The sequence below is a fragment of the Billgrantia ethanolica genome (genome assembly GCF_021404305.1).
Lineage (GTDB): Bacteria > Pseudomonadota > Gammaproteobacteria > Pseudomonadales > Halomonadaceae > Halomonas > Halomonas ethanolica.
In genome coordinates this window covers 25,616-45,079 of sequence record NZ_JABFTX010000004.1, presented here as the reverse complement: position 1 = coordinate 45,079, position 19,464 = coordinate 25,616, and the positions used below count along the sequence as shown (strand labels likewise).

General features: G+C 65.7%; 11 protein-coding genes and 1 pseudogene. 10 read left to right on the top strand and 2 right to left on the bottom strand.

Annotated features, from left to right (window positions below):
* Positions 1 to 37 precede the first annotated feature (37 nt).
* The gene (locus HOP53_RS16770) at positions 38 to 1,078 is read right to left on the bottom strand and encodes a type I glyceraldehyde-3-phosphate dehydrogenase (RefSeq protein ID WP_234271094.1); all 1,041 of its coding nucleotides are present in this window, start codon (positions 1,076 to 1,078) and stop codon (positions 38 to 40) included.
* 242 nt (positions 1,079 to 1,320) lie between these two features.
* Between HOP53_RS16770 and HOP53_RS16765 the strand changes: the two genes are divergently transcribed.
* The 3 genes from HOP53_RS16765 (at position 1,321) to HOP53_RS16755 (ending at position 3,387) form a co-directional block, all read left to right on the top strand.
* The gene (locus HOP53_RS16765; RefSeq protein ID WP_234271093.1) at positions 1,321 to 1,779 is read left to right on the top strand and encodes an Hsp20/alpha crystallin family protein; all 459 of its coding nucleotides are present in this window, start codon (positions 1,321 to 1,323) and stop codon (positions 1,777 to 1,779) included.
* Positions 1,780 to 1,830: 51 nt separating this feature from the next.
* Positions 1,831 to 2,220, top strand: coding sequence for an Hsp20/alpha crystallin family protein (locus tag HOP53_RS16760; protein WP_234271092.1), 390 nt, complete (start codon positions 1,831 to 1,833; stop codon positions 2,218 to 2,220).
* Between the two features lie 114 nt (positions 2,221 to 2,334).
* Positions 2,335 to 3,387, top strand: coding sequence for a class I fructose-bisphosphate aldolase (locus HOP53_RS16755; protein WP_234271091.1), 1,053 nt, complete (start codon positions 2,335 to 2,337; stop codon positions 3,385 to 3,387).
* Between the two features lie 119 nt (positions 3,388 to 3,506).
* On the opposite strand, the gene tkt is transcribed toward HOP53_RS16755, so the two are convergent.
* Positions 3,507 to 5,498: a transketolase gene (tkt, locus tag HOP53_RS16750; RefSeq protein ID WP_234271090.1), complete on the bottom strand. Its 1,992-nt coding sequence runs from the start codon at positions 5,496 to 5,498 to the stop codon at positions 3,507 to 3,509.
* A gap of 352 nt (positions 5,499 to 5,850) precedes the next feature.
* Here tkt and metK point away from each other — a divergent pair, with 352 nt between their 5' ends.
* The 7 genes and pseudogenes from metK (at position 5,851) to ahcY (ending at position 19,417) form a co-directional block, all read left to right on the top strand.
* Complete coding sequence (metK, locus tag HOP53_RS16745) at positions 5,851 to 7,071, top strand: methionine adenosyltransferase (protein WP_234271089.1); 1,221 nt, start codon at positions 5,851 to 5,853, stop codon at positions 7,069 to 7,071.
* Between the two features lie 544 nt (positions 7,072 to 7,615).
* On the top strand, positions 7,616 to 9,886 hold the full coding sequence (locus HOP53_RS21685; RefSeq protein ID WP_234271088.1) for an NADP-dependent malic enzyme: 2,271 nt from the start codon (positions 7,616 to 7,618) through the stop codon (positions 9,884 to 9,886).
* Positions 9,887 to 9,935: 49 nt separating this feature from the next.
* On the top strand, positions 9,936 to 12,605 hold the full coding sequence (gene aceE / locus HOP53_RS16735) for a pyruvate dehydrogenase (acetyl-transferring), homodimeric type (protein WP_234271087.1): 2,670 nt from the start codon (positions 9,936 to 9,938) through the stop codon (positions 12,603 to 12,605).
* Positions 12,606 to 12,680: 75 nt separating this feature from the next.
* A pseudogene (gene aceF / locus HOP53_RS16730) lies at positions 12,681 to 13,997 on the top strand (dihydrolipoyllysine-residue acetyltransferase); the annotation flags it as partial.
* A 12-nt stretch (positions 13,998 to 14,009) separates the two neighbouring features.
* Positions 14,010 to 16,118, top strand: a complete 2,109-nt coding sequence (gene lpdA / locus HOP53_RS16720; protein WP_422677623.1) for a dihydrolipoyl dehydrogenase — start codon at positions 14,010 to 14,012, stop codon at positions 16,116 to 16,118.
* Between the two features lie 99 nt (positions 16,119 to 16,217).
* Positions 16,218 to 17,816 carry an SLC13 family permease gene (locus HOP53_RS16715; RefSeq protein WP_234271085.1) on the top strand — a complete coding sequence of 533 codons (1,599 nt, stop codon included), beginning with the start codon at positions 16,218 to 16,220 and terminating at the stop codon, positions 17,814 to 17,816.
* A gap of 191 nt (positions 17,817 to 18,007) precedes the next feature.
* Positions 18,008 to 19,417, top strand: coding sequence for an adenosylhomocysteinase (gene ahcY / locus HOP53_RS16710; RefSeq protein ID WP_234271084.1), 1,410 nt, complete (start codon positions 18,008 to 18,010; stop codon positions 19,415 to 19,417).
* The last annotated feature ends 47 nt before the right edge of the window (positions 19,418 to 19,464 follow it).

Here is a 19,464-nt window from a genome sequence, read left to right as displayed (position 1 = left end):
GTCTTCCTTTCCTTGATTGAGGGAAACCGAAGCCGGGTCAGCGGCTCGCCGCAGGTAGCGCCGCCAGGCGCTGGGCGACGTCGAGCATGCGGTTGGCGAAGCCCCACTCGTTGTCGAACCAGCACAGCAGCTTGATCAGGCGTTTGCCCGCCACCCGGGTTTGAGTGGCGTCAACGATACCCGAGCGGGGGTCGTGGTTGAAGTCGATCGAGGCCATGGGCTCCTCGGTGTAGCCGAGCAGGCCGGCCAGGGGGCCGTCGCTGGCCTCGCGCAGCAGGGCGTTGACCTCGGCGGCAGTGGTGTCGCGGCGTACGCAGAGCGATAGGTCCATGGCCGAGACGTTGATCGTCGGTACGCGCATGTGCAGGCATTCGAAACGCCCGGCCAGGTGCGGCATCAGGCGGTTGATGCCGCGGGCCAGACTGGTGTCGACGGGCACGATGGAGTGCATCGCCGAGCGCGTCAGGCGCAGGTCGGTCTGGTGGTAGGCGTCGATCACCGGCTGGTCGTTCATCGCCGAGTGCACGGTGGTGGTCACGCCGTGCTCGATGCCCAGCGCCCGGTCGAGCACCGTGAGTACCGGCACCAGGCAGTTGGTGGTGCACGAGGCGGCCGAGACGATGCGGTGCTCGGCGGTAAGCTCATCGTCATTGATGCCGCAGACGATGGTGGCGTCGACGTCGCTCTCGGCGGGCTGGGAGAATAGCAGCCGCCCGGCCCCGGCGGCAAGATGCGCCTCGGCGGTGGCGCGATCCTTGAAGCTGCCGGAGCACTCCAGCACCAGATCGATACCGAGCTCTGCCCAAGGCATACGCTGAGGCTCCGGCTCGGTGAGAATCGCGATTGGCGAGCCGTCGACGATCATGCGATCCCCGTCTGTCGTCACCTGCCCCGGGAAGCGACCGTGGGTGGTGTCGTAGCGGGTCAGGTAGGCGATGGTGTCCAGGTCGGAGAGCTCGTTGATTGCCACCACCTCCAGCGCCTGGGCACCGGCGCGGCTCAACTGCCGTTCCAGCAGCGCGCGCAGCACGCACTGGCCGATACGACCGTAACCATTGATGGCGATACGCTGGGCCATGGGGCGGGAGACTCGCTCTTGCCGACGGAAAGCGGCGATTCTAGCGCATCTGGGCATTTTTTTCCCCTTGTGATCCGCTCTCCTGTCACTGGCTCCGCTTGACCAAAGCAGGCCTGTCGCAGCTCTTGAAAAAGGACGCTGAGACCCTATTGAAACGATACGGCACAGCAGGTTTCGGCCTCATTGCCGTACTCAGATGACCTTGCCTGTCAACGATCTGCCAAGCGTAGGAGGTGTTCGATATGTTCGGAGATCTCAAGCGTTTCGATAACGGCACCGGTTCGGGCCTCGACTGGTTTCGGCCGTGGCTCGACGAGATCTTCCAGGAAGGCGCCGCGGACATCCGCTCGGTGCCCCGCGGCAGCTTCCCAATGATCAACGTCGGACGTACCGACGATGCCGTTCGCGTGTACGTGCTCGCCGCCGGCCTGGCCCGGGACGACCTCGACATCAGCGTGCAAGACAACGTGCTGACCTTGCGCGGGCGGCGCGATGCCCTGCCGGGGGAGAAAGAGGGCGATCGCAAGCGCCCGTGCTTCCGTCGTGAGCGCTTCGATGGCGAGTTCGTGCGCTCCATCAGTCTGCCCGACGGCATCGACGTGGAACGTGCCGAGGCGCGCTGCCACGACGGCGTGTTCGAGATCCATCTGCCCAAGCGTGAGGAACTCAAACCGCGTCGCATCGATGTCCAGGCGGTATGAGTTGCTTCGGTGTCACGATTGAGTCAAGTCAGTGCGTTGGAGGTGATGAACATGAACGAAGTCACTCGTCATGAGGCGCAGGCCAATGTACCGGCACGCGAGCGGCGCAGCCGGATGATGCGGCCACCCGTGGATATCTATGAGGAGAACAATGCGCTGTTCGTGGTTGCTGACATGCCCGGGGTCACTCGCGAGGGTCTGAACGTGGAGGTCGATGGCAATCTGCTCAGCATCGAAGGCGAGATTCGCATCGACATGCCAGAGGGCCTGTCGGCCACATATGCCGAAGCCCAGGCGCAGCGCTATGAGCGGCGCTTCACCCTCAGCCACGAGATCGATACCGCCGCCATCGAGGCGCGCCTGGAAAACGGCGTGCTCCATCTGCGGCTGCCGAGGAAGGAGAGGCACAGGAGTCGGCGCATAGAGATAAAGGCCGCCTGATGCGAAGCGCCCTTTCCTTGTGAAAGGGCGCTTCGGTTTGCAAGCAGAGGCAACGCTCGGTACGGTTTTCACTACGCTGGGAATAGCGATTCACGACACCATGGAGAGGAAGACATGACCGATATACCCCAACTGCTGGGTGACGATGCCGAATTCCTGCTGGATCACCGTTGCCGTGGCTTTCCCCGCGAACAGCTGCACTTGCCGGGGCCGGATTTCGTCAGCCGCGTAGTCGCCGACAGCGACCGCAGCCCGGCGGTGATGCGCAGCCTGCAAGCGATGTTCGACCATGGGCGCCTGGCCGGCACCGGCTACCTCAGCCTGCTGCCGGTGGATCAGGGCATCGAACACTCCGCCGGCGCTTCGTTCGCCCCCAATCCGCGCTACTTCGACCCGGCAAACATCGTCGAGCTGGCCATCGAAGGCGGCTGCAACGGCGTAGCCTCGACCCTGGGCGTGCTCTCGTCAGTGGCACGGCGCTACGCTCATCGTATTCCGATGATGCTCAAGCTCAACCACAACGAGACGCTGAGCTATCCGGCGATGTACGACCAGACCCTGTTCGCCGAGGTGGAGCAGGCCCACGACATGGGCTGCGTGGCGGTAGGGGCGACCATCTATTTCGGCTCCCCCGAGAGCCGTCGCCAGATCATGGAAATCAGTGAGGCCTTCGAGCGTGCTCACCAACTGGGCATGGCCACGGTGCTTTGGGCCTACCTGCGCAACCCGGGCTTCAAGCATGAGGGTAAGGACTACCACGTGGCGGCCGACCTCACTGGTCAGGCCAATCACCTGGCGGCGACCCTCAAGGCCGACATCGTCAAGCAGAAGCTGCCCGAGACCAACGGCGGCTATCAGGACATCGGCTTTGGCCACACTCACGCCAAGGTCTACAGCGAGCTGACTTCGGAGCACCCCATCGATCTGGCCCGCTACCAGGTGGCCTGCTGTTACATGGGCCGCGCCGGGCTGATCAACTCCGGCGGTGGCTCCAAGGGCCACTCCGATCTGGGCGAGGCGGTGCGCACCGCGGTAATCAACAAGCGCGCTGGCGGCATGGGGCTGATCTCCGGACGCAAGGCGTTCCAGAAACCCATGAGCGAGGGGGTCGAGCTGCTGCACGCCATTCAGGACGTCTATCTCGACCAGAGCGTGACGGTGGCCTGAGTACTTTCTGACAAGCACCCTCAGACAAGCACTCTCAGGCAAACGGGCAACGTAAAAGGGCACGACCGCCAGGTCGTGCCCTTTCTTCATGCTGCTGGCCTACCGCTAGGGCAAGTCCCTCAGCCCAGCAGCTCCTTGGCCTGCTTCACCACGTTCTCCTTGGTGAAGCCGAAGTGCTTGAACAGATCATCCGCCGGGGCGGACTCGCCGTAGGTGGTCATGCCGATCACGCGGCCGTCGAGGCCCACGTACTTGTACCAGTAGTCGGCGTGGCCGGCCTCGATGGCGATGCGCTTGGTCACCGCACGCGGCAGCACCTTCTCGCGGTACTCGGCGTCCTGGCCGTCAAAGCGGTAGGCCGAGGGCATGGAGACCACACGCACCGCGCGGCCCTGGCCCTCCAGCTCGGCGGCCGCCGCCATGGCCAGCGCCACTTCGGAGCCTGTGGCGATCAGGATCAGCTCGGGAGTTCCCTGGCACTCTTTCAGCACGTAAGCGCCGCGCTGGATCTCGGCCAGCTGTTGCTTGCTGCGCTCCTGGTGGGGCAGGTTCTGGCGCGACAGCACCAGCGCGGTGGGGCCGGAGTTGCGCTTGATCGCGGCGTCCCAGGCGGCAGCGGTCTCCACCGCGTCGCAGGGGCGCCAGGTGCACAGGTTCGGGGTGCTGCGCAGGCTGGTCAGCTGCTCGATCGGCTGGTGGGTGGGGCCATCCTCGCCCAGGCCGATGGAGTCGTGAGTGAACACGTAGATGGCGCGCTTGCCCATCAGTGCCGCCATACGCACCGAGTTGCGCATGTACTCCATGAAGATCAGGAAGGTAGCGCCGTAGGGGATGAAGCCGCCGTGCAGCACGATACCGTTCATGATCGCGCCCATGCCGAACTCGCGCACACCGTAATGCAGGTAGTTGCCGCCCGGGTTCTCGCGGGAGATCGGCTTGGCGCCGCTCCAGAAGGTCAGGTTGGAGGGCGCCAGGTCGGCGCTGCCGCCGAGCAGCTCGGGCAGCTGCGGCCCAAGCTCGTTGAGGCACAGCAGCGAGGCCTTGCGCGTGGCGATGGTCTCGCCCTTCTGCTGCATCTTCTCGATGAAGGCTTCGCTGGTGATCTCCGCCGGCAGCTTGCACTGGTTGCGGCGGCTGAACTCCTTGGCCAGTTCGGGGTGCTCGTCACGGTAGCGGGCAAAGCGGGCCTGCCAATCGTCCTGCTGAGACTTGCCACGCTCGCGGGCGTCCCAGCCTTGATAGACGGGCTCGGGAATGTGGAACGGCGCGTGGGGCCAGTCGAGCTGCTTGCGCGCGGCGGCCACTTCCTCGTCGCCTAGCGGTGCGCCATGGCACTCCTCCTTGCCCTGCTTGTTGGGCGCGCCGAAGCCGATTACCGTCTTGCAGATGATCAGGCTCGGCTTCTCCTCATGGCTGCGCGCCAGCTCGATGGCGGCCTTGATCTCTTCGGGATTGTGACCGTCGACGTTGGGCACCACGTGCCAGCCGTAGGCTTCGAAGCGCTTGGCGGTGTCGTCGGTGAACCAGCCCTCGACTTCGCCGTCGATGGAAATGCCGTTGTCGTCGTAGAACACCGTGAGCTTGCCCAGGCCCAGGGTGCCGGCCAGCGAGCACACCTCGTGGGAGATACCTTCCATCATGCAGCCGTCACCGGCAAAGCAGTAGGTCTGGTGGTCGACGATGGTGTGGCCGGGGCGGTTGAACTGTGCCGCCAGGGTCTTCTCGGCGATGGCCATACCCACGGCATTGGCCAGGCCTTGCCCCAGTGGGCCGGTGGTGGTCTCCACGCCCGGGGCGTAGCCGAACTCGGGGTGGCCTGCGGTCTTGGAGTGCAGCTGGCGGAAGTTGCGCAACTGCTCGAGCTCCAGATCGTAGCCGGTCAGGTGCAGCAGCGAGTAGAGCAGCATCGAGCCGTGACCGTTGGAGAGCACGAAGCGGTCGCGGTCGGGCCATTTCGGGTCGTCGGGGTTGTGCTTGAGGTAGTCGTTCCACAGCACTTCAGCGATGTCGGCCATGCCCATGGGGGCGCCGGGGTGACCGGATTTCGCCTTCTGGACGGCATCCATGGACAGGGCGCGAATGGCGTTGGCCAGTTCGAAACGGGATGGCATTTGGGTAAGCTCCTCGCCTGCGGCAGAATGGGGCAAGTCAACGGCGGCCTGCCGGGCCTGCCGATAGCGTTCTGGCTGGGCGCCGCAGGAAGGCACGGCGCGGTCGAATTCGGCCGCCTATTGTCGCCGACTTGCCGCCGGTCATCAAATGACGGGTGCCAGCCCGGGTGGCAGCATGTAAACTCGGGTGCTCACAGCGCTGCATGCTCGCCGGGCAGGAAGCCAAGCATCATGCAGCACGAGGTGCCGTCACCCCGCTTCGACGCATCACCGCGCCTTGCCGATACTAGCGCTTACCGATGCTGGCGCTTGCCATACAAAAGCTTGCCGATACATAGAAGGTTCGACACGCATGAGCGAATACTCCCTGTTCACCTCCGAATCCGTCTCTGAGGGGCATCCGGACAAGATCGCCGATCAGATCTCCGATGCGGTGCTGGATGCCATCATCGCCCGCGACAAACATGCCCGAGTGGCTTGTGAAACGCTGGTCAAGACCGGCGTTGCCATCGTCGCCGGCGAGATCACCACCTCGGCCTGGGTCGACCTGGAAGAGCTGGTGCGCAAGGTGATCATCGAGATCGGTTACACCTCCTCGGAGGTCGGTTTCGATGGCGAGACCTGCGGCGTGCTCAACCTGATCGGCAAGCAGAGCGTGGACATCGCCCAGGGTGTGGATCGCAGCAAGCCAGAAGACCAAGGAGCGGGCGATCAGGGCCTGATGTTCGGCTACGCCACCAACGAGACCGACACCTTCATGCCGGCGCCGATCCACTACGCCCACCGCCTGGTGGAGCGTCAGGCCGAGCTGCGCAAGCACGGTCTGCTGCCGTGGCTGCGCCCGGACGCCAAGAGTCAGGTCACCTTCCGCTACGACGCCACGGGCATGCCCTGCGGCGTCGAGGCGGTGGTGCTCTCGACCCAGCACGCGCCGGAGATCGATCAGGAGGAGCTGCGGCGCATGGTCAAGCGCGAGATCATCGAGGAGGTGATCCCGGCGGAATGGCTGACCGAGTCGACCAAGTACCACATCAACCCCACCGGCAAGTTCGTCATCGGCGGCCCGGTGGGCGACTGCGGCCTCACCGGACGCAAGATCATCGTCGACACCTACGGCGGGATGGCGCGCCACGGCGGCGGTGCCTTCTCCGGCAAGGACCCCTCCAAGGTCGACCGCAGCGCCGCCTACGCCGGACGCTACGTGGCCAAGAACATCGTCGCCGCCGGGCTCGCCGACCGCTGCGAGATCCAGGTCTCCTACGCCATCGGCGTGGCCGAGCCCACCTCGGTGTCGATCAACACCTTCGGCACCGGCAAGGTGGACGAGGCGCGCGTCATCGAGCTGGTGCGTGAGCACTTCGACCTGCGCCCCTTCGCCATTACCCGCATGCTCGACCTGCTGCACCCGATGTACCAGCTCACCGCGGCCTATGGCCACTTCGGTCGTGATCCCATCGAGACCAGCTACCACTGGACCGATACCAACGGCCAGGAGCACACCGAGACCTTCACCGCCTTCCCCTGGGAGCGCACTGACCGCGCTGCGGCGCTGCGTCAGGCCGCCGGTTTGTAAGCACTCGCCCTGGGCACGCAATGACAGGCCCCGCCGGCTTCGCCGTGCGGGGCCTGTTGCTATGGTGGGAACACAAGGGCCGAGGGCACAAGGGTCAGACGCATGCTGTCTGTGCGGAAATGCGCACGACGCATGGGGCGCCTGCTACCGCTGCCGGTCCCTTCCGCGAGGATAATTCATAGGCAAGGCAGTCGCTTCCGTTACTGTGCGGAAATTCGTATGCCGAATTCGCCGATTGTGCACATTTCCAGTCAAGTCCGGGCTGTTGCTATTGCGACCAAAGTCGCATGTCGATTCGCTAAGCACTTGAATGCCTTTTCTTTCACTCATTTAGGCGCATTGGTTGCTGAACGCAGACTGCGCCCCATGAGACGCGCGCTCCTAGAATGACAATGAGCATGGCATGACGAGCTGAGTGCGGCGTAGAGGAAATTGTGGTGTGGCCAGCGGAACCGGCCTGGCAACAGTTCGGGAAGGCGGTCGGCAACGCGATCATCGACACCTCTATCGCCGCGAAGAGTGAAAGCGAGAAGAGGCGAAGCACATGGCAGACGATTTGCGCGACAGCGCCTTGCAATACCATCGGTTTCCCCGCCCCGGCAAGCTGGCGATCCAGGCAACCAAGCCCATGGCCAGCCAGCGGGATCTGTCTTTGGCCTATTCTCCCGGTGTGGCCGCGGCCTGCGAGGAGATAGAGCGCGACCCTCTGCAGGCAGCCGAGTACACCGCCCGTAGCAACCTGGTAGCCGTGGTCAGCAACGGTACGGCGGTATTGGGGCTGGGTGCCATCGGCGCCCTGGCCTCCAAGCCGGTGATGGAAGGCAAGGCCGTACTGTTCAAGAAGTTCGCCGACGTGGACGTGTTCGACATCGAGATCGAGGAGCGCGACCCGGACAAGCTGATCGAGATCGTTGCCGGTCTGGAGGCGACCTTCGGCGGCATCAACCTGGAAGACATCAAGGCGCCGGAGTGCTTCGAGATCGAGCGTCGTCTGCGCGAGCGGATGAAGATTCCGGTCTTTCACGACGATCAACACGGTACCGCCATCGTGGCGGGGGCCGCTCTGCTCAACGGCCTGCGGGTGGTGGGCAAGGAACTCGGCGACATCCGCCTGGTGTGCAACGGCGCGGGCTCTGCGGCCCTGGCCTGCCTGGATCTGGCGGTCTCCCTGGGGGTGCGTCGGGAGAACATCCTGGTCTGCGACCGCAGCGGCGTGGTCCACACCGAGCGCACCGACGACATGGATCCCTACAAGGCGCGTTACGCGGTGGCCACCGAGGCCCGTACCCTGGCCGATGCCATCGAGGGGGCCGACGTGTTCTTCGGTCTCTCGGCCGGGGGGGCGCTCAAGCCGGAGATGGTGGCCACCATGGCCGACCGTCCGCTGATCCTGGCCATGGCCAACCCCATCCCGGAGATCATGCCGGAGGAGGCCAAGGCGATACGCCCGGATGCGGTGATCGCGACCGGACGCTCGGACTACCCCAACCAGGTCAACAACGTGCTGTGCTTCCCGTTCATCTTCCGCGGCGCGCTGGACTGCGGCGCCACCACCATCAACGAGGAGATGAAGCTGGCCACCGTCAAGGCCATTGCCGACATGGCGACCACCACGGTGCCGGAAACGGTGGCGGTGGCCTATGGCGGCCAGGCGCTGACCTTCGGCCCGGACTACATCCTGCCCAAACCCTTCGACCCGCGTCTGATCGACACCATCCCGCCGGCGGTGGCCAAGGCCGCCATGGACAGCGGGGTGGCCACCCGGCCCATCGCCGACCTTGAGGCCTATGCCCGCTCGCTGTCGCGCCTGGTATATCGCTCCGGCAACGTGATGGAGCCGGTGTTCGAGCGGGCCCGACAGAATCCGCTGCGCCTGCTCTACGCCGAAGGCGAGGACGAGCGCGTGCTGCGTGCCATGGAGGTCTGCGTCAGCCAGCACTATGCCAAGCCTGTGCTGATCGGTCGCCGTAAGGTCATCGAGGCGCGCATCGAGGAGCTGGGCCTGCCGGTGAGGGCCGGCGTCGATTTCGAGCTGATCGATGCGCGGGACTATCCCGATAGCGCCACCCTGGCCAGCGAGTACCACCAGCTGATGGGGCGGCGTGGCGTGCATCCCGAGGCCGCCGAGAAGCGCGTGCGCAGCCGCTCCACCATCCTGGCCTCGCTGCTGCTGCGCCGGGGCGAGGTGGATGCCATGATCGCCGGCCCCGGCGGCACCTACCACGAACACCTTGACGTGGTGCTGGACGTCATCGGCCTGCGCGAAGGCGTCAGCACGCCTGCCGCCCTGCAGCTGCTGATTCTGGAGCGGGCCACGCTGTTCATTGCCGACCCCTTCGTCAACTACGACCCCGACGCCAGCCAGATCGCCGAGATCACCCTGCTGGCCGCGGAGCAGGTTCGCCGCTTCGGCATCACCCCCCGGGCCGCCCTGGTCTCCCACTCCAACTTCGGCAGCTCCGACTTCGCCAGCGCCGTGAAGATGCGTGAGGCGCTGGCGCTGATCCGCGAACGCGACCCGGATCTGGTGGTGGATGGCGAGATGCAGGCCGACTCGGCGCTCTCCACGGGCGTACGCGGACGTATCCTGCCCGGTTCGCTGCTCGAGGGTGAGGCCAACCTGCTGATCATGCCCAACCTGGACGCGGCGAACATCGCCTTCACCGCGCTGAAGGTACTGGGCAACGGCGTGTCGGTGGGGCCCATCCTGCTGGGGGCCGCCAAGCCGGTGCATGTGCTCAACCGCACGGTGACCGCGAGGGGCATCGCCAACATGAGCGCTTTCGCCGTGGTCGAGGCACAGACCCATCGCTGACAGCGATTGCCAACAACAAGTCCGAGCCAACGATCAAGGGAGACGACCCATGGCCTTCGATGACTACAACGACTTCGATCCCCAGGAAACCCGGGAGTGGCAGGAAGCCGTCGACGTGGTGGTGGAACGGGTGGGCCCCGAGCGTGCCACCTACCTGCTGCACAAGGCGGTGGAAGCCGCCTACCGCACCGGCGCCGAGGCGCCGGACACCACCCGCACGCCCTATGTGAACACCATCCCACCCCACAAGGAGGCCAAGCTGCCCGGCGACGCGGCGCTGCTGCAGCGGCTGATCGCCTATCTGCGCTGGAACGCCATGGCCATGGTGGTGCGCGCCAACAAGAAACCCGCCGAACCCGGCGGGCATATCGCCAGCTACCAGTCCTCGGCGGTGATGTATGAGGTGGGTTTCAACCATTTCTGGCAGGCCCCCAGTGACGGCCACGGCGGCGACATCATCTACGTCCAGGGGCACTGCGCTCCGGGCATCTACGCGCGGGCGTTCCTCGAGGGGCGGCTCTCCGAGGAGCAACTGGAGAACTTCCGCCTTGAGGTGGACGGCAAGGGAATCTCCTCCTATCCCCATCCCTATCTGATGCCGGACTTCTGGCAGGTCTCCACCGTCTCCATGGGGCTGGGGCCGATCATGGCCATCTATCAGGCCCGCTTCATGAAGTACCTCCAGAACCGCGGGCTGGCCGATACCGAGGGGCGCAAGGTGTGGGCCTTCCTCGGCGACGGCGAGATGGACGAGCCCCAGTCCCAGGGGGCCATCGCCCTGGCCAGCCGCGAGAAGCTGGACAACCTGATCTTCGTGATCAACTGCAACCTGCAGCGCCTGGACGGTCCGGTGCGGGGCAACGGCAAGATCGTCCAGGAGCTGGAGGGCAACTTCCGCGGCGCGGGCTGGAACGTCATCAAGTGCCTGTGGGGCTCGGGCTGGGACGAGCTGCTGGCCAAGGACACCAAGGGGCTGCTGCGCCAGCGCATGGAGGAGTGCGTCGACGGCGAATACCAGAACTTCAAGGTCAAGGGCGGCGGCTACATCCGCGAGCACTTCTTCGGCAAGTACCCGGAGCTCAAGGAGATGGTCGCCCACATGTCGGACGACGACATCTACTACAAGCTGATCCGCGGCGGCCACGATCCGCAGAAGGTCTACGCCGCCTATCACGCCGCGGTCAACACCAAGGACAAGCCCTCGGTGCTGCTGATGAAGACCGTCAAGGGCTACGGCATGGGCGAGGGCGGTGAGGGGCAGAACATCACCCACCAGAAGAAGAAGCTGGGTGAGGACAACCTGCGCTACTTCCAGAAACGCTTCGACCTGCCCTTCAGCGACGAGCAGGTCACTGCGGCGGCCTTCATCAAGCCGCCGGCGGAGAGCGCCGAAATGCAGTTCCTGCACGCCCAGCGTCAGGCGCTAGGGGGCTATCTGCCTCAGCGTCAGCGCAACGGCGACCGACTCGAAGCGCCGCCCTTGGAGATGTTCAAGCAGGTGCTGGCGGACACCAGCGAGCGTACCATGTCCACCACCATGGCCATGGTGCGCATCATGGTCTCCCTGGCCCGGGACAAGACCCTGGGGCCGCGGCTGACCCCGATCGTCGCCGACGAATCGCGTACCTTCGGCATGGAGGGCATGTTCCGGCAGATCGGCATCTACGCGCCGGAAGGGCAGAAGTACGTGCCCATGGACGCCGAGGAGATCATGCCCTACCGCGAGGACCAGAAGGGACAGATCCTGCAGGAGGGCATCAATGAGGACGGGGCCATGTCGTCGTGGATCGCCGCCGCCACCTCGTACAGCAATCATGGGGTCACCATGATCCCGTTCTACATCTACTACTCCATGTTCGGCTTCCAGCGCGTTGGCGACCTGGCCTGGGCGGCCGGCGACATGCTGGCGCGAGGGTTCCTGATCGGCGGGACCTCGGGGCGCACCACCCTGAACGGCGAAGGGCTGCAGCACCAGGACGGCCACAGTCAGCTGTTCGCCCAGTTCATCCCCAACTGCATGGCCTATGACCCGACCTTCCACTACGAGGTGGCGGTGATCGTGCGCGACGGCCTCAAGCGCATGTACGAAGAACAGCAGGACGTCTTCTACTACATCACCACCATGAACGAGAACTACCGCCATCCGGCGCTGCCCGAAGGTGCCGAAGAGGGCATCATCAAGGGCATGTACCGGTTCAGCCAGGCCAAGGGCAAGGCCAAGGCGCCGCGAGTGCAGCTGCTGGGCTGCGGCAGCATCCTCAACGAGGTGATTGCCGCAGTGGAGCTGCTGCGCGACGACTGGGGCGTGGCGGCCGACGTCTGGAGCTGCCCGAGCTTCAACGAGCTGGCCCGCGACGGCCATGCGGTCAAGCGCTGGAACCGGCTGCACCCCGGCGAGACACCGCGCAAGAGCTATGTCGAGCAGTGCCTGGAAGGCACCGAAGGGCCGGTGATCGCCTCGACCGACTACATCCGCATGTTCGCCGAACAGATCCGGCCCTTCGTGCCGCGGCGCTACGAGGTGCTGGGTACCGACGGCTTCGGTCGTTCCGACAGCCGCGAGGCCCTGCGCCGCCATTTCGAGGTGGATCGGCACTACGTCGTGCTGGCCGCGCTACAGGCGCTGGTCGACGAGGGCAAGCTCAAGAGCGGTAAGGTGCGCGATGCCATCGCCAAGTACGGCATCGACCCTGAAAAGCCCAACCCCCTGTACGCCTAGAGGGCGTTTTCAAGACAGACGAACGAAGGCGAGTGCAGTCCTTTTGTAGACGCCCTCTGTGCTGAAGGAGAACAAAAAGTGGCCATTCAAGAGATCAAGGTACCGGACATCGGCGATTACACCGATGTCCCGATCATCGAAATCCACGTCCAGGCCGGCGACCGGATCCAGGTCGAGGACCCGCTGATCACCGTGGAATCGGACAAGGCTTCGATGGACGTGCCGGCGCCAGCGGCGGGCACGGTCAAGGAGCTCAAGGTCAAGCTCGGCGACACGGTCTCCGAGGGCAGCCTGGTGCTGTTGCTGGAGAGCGAAGCGGCTGTCGCAGGCGGGGCGAAGGAAAAGCCCGCGGCGCCCGGCGGCAGCGAAGGGCAGCAGGCGCCGACGGCGGCCGCTGCTCCGGCTGCGGCTCCGACGGCTTCCGCTGTCGCAGCGCCGAGCGGGCCGATAGCGGATTTCAGCCGGGTTCACGCCAGCCCCTCTGCGCGCCGCCTGGCACGCGAGCTGGAGGTGGACCTGACCCGCGTGCCGGCGACCGGACTCAAGGGGCGGGTCACTCAGGAGGACATCCGCAACTTCGCTGTCCACAACTTCACTGGGGGCGGTGCCTCGGCGGCGGCTAGCACTTCAAGCGGCGCTCCAGCCGCCGGCGGGGGGCTGGATCTGCTGCCCTGGCCCCAGGTGGACTTCAGCAAGTTCGGCCCGGTGGAGACCCAGCCGCTGTCGCGCATCAAGAAGATCTCCGGCGCCAACCTGCATCGCAACTGGGTGCAGATTCCCCACGTCACCAACCACGACGAGGCCGACATCACCGAGCTGGAAGCCTTCCGGGTGCAGTTCAACAAGGACAACGAGAAGTCGGGCGTACGGGTCAGCATGCTGGCGTTCATGATCAAGGCCGCGGTCGCGACCTTGAAGCAGTTCCCCGAGTTCAATGCCTCGCTCGACGGCGACCAACTGATCCTCAAGCGCTACTACCATATCGGCTTCGCCGCCGACACGCCTAACGGCCTGGTGGTGCCGGTGATCCGCGACGCGGACCAGAAGGGCGTGGTCGAGATCGCCCAGGAAATGGGGACGCTGGCCAAGCTGGCCCGCGACGGCAAGCTCAAGCCCGATCAGATGCAGGGCGGCTGTTTCACCATCTCCTCCCTCGGCGGCATCGGTGGGCTCTATTTCACGCCCATCATCAATGCCCCCGAGGTGGCCATCATGGGCGTGTGTCGCTCCTTCTGGAAGCAGGTCTCGCCGGACGGCAAGCACTCGGAGTGGCGCTACATGCTGCCGCTGTCGCTCTCCTGGGATCACCGGGTGATCGACGGCGCCGCCGCCGCCCGCTTCAACGTCCATTTCGCCAACCTGCTCGCCGACATGCGGCGCATCATCATGTGAGGAGTCGACGACATGGCCAATGCAATCGAAGTCAAGGTGCCCGATATCGGCGATTTCAAGGACGTCGAGATCATCGAGGTGCTGGTCAAGCCGGGCGATGCCATCGACATCGACACCCCGCTGATCACCCTGGAGACCGACAAGGCCTCCATGGACGTGCCGTCCCCGGTGTCGGGTACGGTCGCAGCGCTCAGGGTCAAGGAGGGCGACAGGGTCTCCGAGGGTTCGCTCATCCTGATGCTGGAGCCGGCCGAGGCGGGCTCCCGGGTGATGGACCACGAACCGCAGCCGGTGGTCCACGAGAGGGGCGTCGGTTCACCGGCACCCGGCGATGCTGGCGGTGGTTATGGCGGCGGTGCGCTGGAAGAGGTGCGGGTGCCGGACATCGGCGATTTCGGTGACGTCCCGGTGATCGAAGTGCTGGTGCGGCCCGGCGATACGATTCGCGCCGAGGATTCGCTGATCACCCTGGAGTCCGACAAGGCCTCCATGGACGTGCCCGCGCCCAAGGCGGGCAGGGTCGCCGAGGTGCTGGTGGCGGTGGGCGACCGGGTCTCGCGAGGTACGCCGATTCTGATGCTCGAGGCGGAAGGGGCAGCCCCCGCCGCCCCATCCGCGCCCGCGCAGGCAGTGGAGCCGCCGCCGGCGGCGCCCGCCCCCACGGCGCCCAGCTATGCCGGCGGCGCCGACCTCGAGTGCGAGATGCTGGTGCTCGGCGCCGGGCCGGGCGGCTATTCGGCCGCCTTCCGGGCCGCCGATCTGGGGATGAAGACCGTGCTGGTGGAGCGCTATGCCACCCTCGGCGGGGTGTGTCTGAACGTCGGCTGCATCCCCTCCAAGGCGCTGCTGCATGTGGCGGCGGTCACCGATGCGGCCAATGCCATGGCCGAGCACGGCATCGCCTTCGGCAAGCCGAAGATCGATCTCGACAAGCTGCGCGGCTGGAAGGAGAAGGTGGTCGGCAAGCTCACCGGGGGCCTGGCCGGCATGGCCAAGGCGCGCAAGGTCGAGGTCGTGCGCGGGGTCGGCACTTTCCTCGACCCGCATCACCTGGAAGTCGCCCTCACCGGCGGCGACGGCCAGGAGCCGACCGGCGCCAAGCAGGTGCTCAAGTTCGGCAAGTGCATCATCGCCGCCGGTTCGCAGTCGGTGAAGCTGCCTTTCATTCCCGACGACCCCCGGGTGGTCGATTCCACCGGGGCGCTGAAGCTGGCCACCATTCCCAAGCGCATGCTGGTCATCGGCGGCGGCATCATCGGCCTGGAGATGGCCACGGTCTACTCCACCCTGGGCACGCGCATCGACGTGGTCGAGATGCTCGACGGACTGATGGCCGGCGCCGACCGCGACCTGGTCAAGGTGTGGGAGAAGGTCAATCAGCCGCGCTTCGGCAAGGTGATGCTCAACACCCGAACCACCGCCGTGAAGGTGCAGAAGAACGGCCTCAAGGTCAGCTTCGAGGGCGAGGGCGCCCCCGCCGAGCCGCAGCTCTACGACATGATCCTGCAGGCAGTCGGTCGTAGCCCCAACGGCCACAAGATCGGCGCCGAGAACGCTGGCGTGGCGGTCGACGAACGTGGTTTCATCGCCACCGACAAACAGATGCGCACCAACGTCGGGCACATCTTCGCCATCGGCGACATCGCCGGTCAGCCGATGCTGGCCCACAAGGCGGTGCACGAAGCGCATGTCGCGGCGGAAGCCGCTGCCGGCCACAACAGCTTCTTCGATGCCCGGCAGATCCCCTCGGTGGCCTACACCGATCCGGAGGTCGCCTGGGCGGGCAAGACCGAGGCCGAGTGCAAGGCCGAAGGCATCAAGTACGGCAAGGCGGTCTTCCCCTGGGCAGCCTCCGGTCGAGCCATTGCCAACGGTCGTGACGAAGGCTTCACCAAGCTGATCTTCGACGAGGAGACCCATCGCATCATCGGTGGCGCCATCGTCGGCACCCAGGCGGGGGATCTGATCAGCGAACTGTGCCTGGCCATCGAGATGGGCTGTGACCCGGTCGACATCGGCAAGACCATCCATCCTCACCCGACCCTGGGTGAATCGGTCGGCATGGCTGCCGAGCTGTTCGAGGGGGTGTGTACCGATCTGCCGCCGCAGAAGAAGCGATAGGCGAACGCCAGCGGGCGGCTGCTGTCGGAGCCTACCAGGCCCGGCAGCGGCCGCTCGCTGGAACAGGACTGTAAAAGCAAGTAATGGAGAGATCGACAAATGGACAAGCAACCCCACGAGCAGACACAGGGCGAGGCGCCGGGAGGCGAAGAGGCCGGCGGGCGCTCCGCCAGATTGATCTGGGGGCTACGTGCCTTCGGGTTGCTGGTGGCACTGATCGTCTGGCTCGCCATGGGACAGGCCGAAGGGCTGTCGCCGGATGCGCGCTGGGTGGCGACGATCGGCGCCCTGATGGCGGTGTGGTGGATGACCGAGGCGATTCCGCTCTCGGCCACGGCGCTGCTGCCGATCGTGCTGATTCCGATGCTGACGGAGCGTACCGTGGCCCAGGCCACGGCGCCCTATGCCAGCTCCATCGTGTTTCTGTTCCTCGGTGGCTTCCTGATCGCCATCGCCATGGAGAAGTGGAACCTGCACCGGCGCATTGCGCTCTTGACCCTGGCCCGGGTCGGGGTCTCGCCGCACCGAATCGTGCTCGGCATGATGCTGGCCACGGGGTTCCTGTCGATGTGGGTCTCCAACACCGCGACGACCCTGATGATGCTGCCGATCGGGCTCTCCGTGCTGGCCCTGGTGGCGGAACGCAGCGGTGAATCCACCGAGACGGTCACCGCCGGCCACGACCATCACCGGGCCGGTCACGTCGATTTCATCGTCGACGAGAACATCAAGCGCTTCGGCCTCTGCCTGCTGCTGGCCATCGCCTGGTCGGCCAGCATGGGCGGCCTCGGTACCCTGCTCGGTAGCCCGCCCAACGCCATCGTTGCCGGCTATGCCGCCGACGAGCTGGGCCGTAATATCGGCTTTCTCGACTGGATGATGCTCGGCGTGCCGCTCGCCTTTACCTTCATCCTGATCGGCTGGGTACTGATGACCCGGGTGCTCTACCCGTTCAAGGTCGATGAGATTCCCGGCGGCCAGGAGATGATCGAAGGGGAGGTCCGCAAGCTCGGCTCGCTCAGCCAGGGCGAGAAGATGGTACTGCTGGTGTTCGGCTCGGCCGCGTTCCTGTGGGTGGTGCCCGGCGTGCTCGGCAACATCCCGGGGGTGGGCCAGTGGCTGGGGCCGCTGGGCAATCTCGACGATACCGCCATCGCCGTTGCCGCCGGCATCGCGCTGTTTATCCTGCCGGCGCGAGGCCGTAACGAGATGGTGCTGAACTGGAAGGACGCCGAGGAGGGGCTGCCCTGGGGGGTGCTGCTGCTGTTCGGCGGTGGCCTGAGCCTTGCCGGCGCCGTGGCAGGTACCGGCCTGGACAGCTGGTTCGGTCAGCAGATCACCGGGCTCGGGGTGCTGCCGATCGTGCTGCTGGTGGCTGCCGTGGCCACCATCGTGCTGTTCCTCACTGAAGTGACCAGCAACACGGCCACGGCCGCGACCTTCATCCCGGTGCTCGGGGGTGTGGCGGTAGGCATCGGCGCCGACTCGATGACCCTGCTGATCCCGGCGGCCTTCGCCGCGACCTGTGCCTTCATGCTGCCGGTCGGCACGCCGCCCAATGCCATCGTGTTCGGCACCGGCGCGGTCACTATTGGCCAGATGGCACGCGGCGGGGTCGTGCTCAACGTCATCGGTATCGTGTTGATCACGCTGTTCTGCTATCTGCTCGGCGGCTTTGCGCTGGGGCTGCAGTTCTAATCCTTGCCGGGGTGGCGCCGTGACGGGCTCTTGCAGGCCTGGGCTCCAGCGGATCGCCACCCCGCTCCGTGCGGCGCCTCCGGTGCCGTTCGAGGGTGTCGATGAGCGAGGGAAAGCGAGCGTTGATTGTCGCTGCCTGCGTTCCCTGCCTATAGTGAGGGGCACCGTTTTCCGCTCGAGAGAGGTGACGCATGAACCAGCCCGCCGTTTCCGCCGCGACCGCACAGGACTACAAGGTCGCCGATATCAGCCTGGCCGACTGGGGACGGCGCGAGATCCGCATCGCCGAGACCGAAATGCCGGCGCTGATGAAGATCCGCGCCAAGTATCGCGACGAACAGCCACTGGCCGGGGCGCGCATCGCCGGCTGCATCCACATGACCATCCAGACCGCGGTGCTGATCGAGACCCTGATCGACCTGGGGGCGTCGGTGCGCTGGTCGTCGTGCAACATCTTCTCGACTCAGGATCACGCCGCCGCCGCCATCGCCGCCGCCGGCATCCCGGTGTTCGCCTGGAAGGGCGAGACGGAAGAGGAGTTCTGGTGGTGCATCGAGCAGACCGTGGAGGGGCCCGAGGGCTGGACCCCCAGCATGGTGCTCGACGATGGCGGCGACCTCACTGCGCTGCTGCACGACAAACGCCCCGAGCTGCTCGACGCCATCCACGGCATCTCCGAGGAGACCACCACCGGCGTGCATCGCCTGCAGGAGATGCTGCGCGACCGTACGCTCAAGGTGCCGGCGATCAACGTCAACGACGCCGTGACCAAGTCGAAGAACGACAACAAGTACGGCTGTCGCCACTCGCTCAACGACGCCATCAAGCGCGGCCTCGACCACCTGCTGGCGGGCAAGCAGGCGCTGGTGGTGGGCTACGGCGACGTGGGCAAGGGCTCGGCGGCTTCGCTGCGCCAGGAGGGCATGATCGTCAAGGTTGCCGAGATCGATCCGATCTGCGCCATGCAGGCGTGCATGGACGGCTATGAAGTGGTTTCGCCCTACCTCGACGGCATCAATCGCGGCAAGCAGAGCGTGGATCGGGCGCTGCTCTCGCGCATCGATCTGGTGGTCACCGCCACCGGGAACATCGAGGCCTGCGACGCCGCCATGCTCGAGGCACTCAAGCCCGGCGCGGTGGTGTGCAACATCGGCCACTTCGACAACGAGATCGACACCGCCTACATGCGCCGCCACTGGCACTGGGAGGAGGTCAAGCCGCAGGTGCACAAGGTCTATCGCGACAGCACGCCGGGCCATTTCGACCCCGCCAGCAGCGACTACCTGCTGCTGCTCTCCGAGGGGCGCCTGGTCAACCTGGGCAACGCTACCGGGCACCCCTCGCGGGTGATGGACGGCTCCTTCGCCAACCAGGTGCTGGCGCAGATCCACCTCTATCAGCAGCGCTTCGCCGACCTGCCGCCGGCCGAGAAGGAGGGCGGTCTGGCCGTCACCGTGCTGCCGCGCCATCTCGACGAGGAGGTGGCCCGCTACATGGTCGAGGGCTTCGGCGGCGTGCTCACGCAGATGACCGAACAGCAAGCCGAGTACACCGGCGTGCCGGTGGCGGGGCCGTACAAGCCGGACGCCTATCGCTATTGAGGCGTATCGCGAGGCAATGGAAAGCGAAGTAACGGAGAACGAAGCGC